1 pseudogene is annotated in these 363 nt (G+C 43.0%); it reads left to right on the forward strand.

Annotation, left to right across the window (positions count from 1 at the left end):
• Positions 1 to 363, forward strand: a pseudogene (locus EII23_RS12560) (IS66 family transposase); the annotation flags it as partial.

The raw sequence follows: 363 nt of genomic DNA on the forward strand, positions 1-363 counted from the left end.
GCCTTGGCGCCATTAATGGCTACCTTCTTTGACTGGTGTCGCGAGCAGGTTGTCCTTCCAGGATCAAAGTTGGGACGTGCTTTGGACTACAGTTTAAAATATGAGAAGACCTTTAAAACAATTTTGGAGGATGGCCATCTTGTACTGTCTAACAATATGGCAGAGAGAGCTATCAAATCCTTAGTGATGGGCCGAAAAAATTGGTTGTTTTCTCAAAGTTTTGAAGGAGCCAAAGCGGCAGCTATCATCATGAGTTTGCTTGAAACGGCTAAGCGACATGGACTGAACTCCGAAAAATATATTAGCTACCTTCTAGACCGCCTTCCTAATGAAGAAACTCTCGCTAAAAGAGAAGTGCTAGAA

The organism is Desulfovibrio sp. OH1186_COT-070 (assembly GCF_003860215.1).
Taxonomy (GTDB): domain Bacteria; phylum Desulfobacterota; class Desulfovibrionia; order Desulfovibrionales; family Desulfovibrionaceae; genus Desulfovibrio.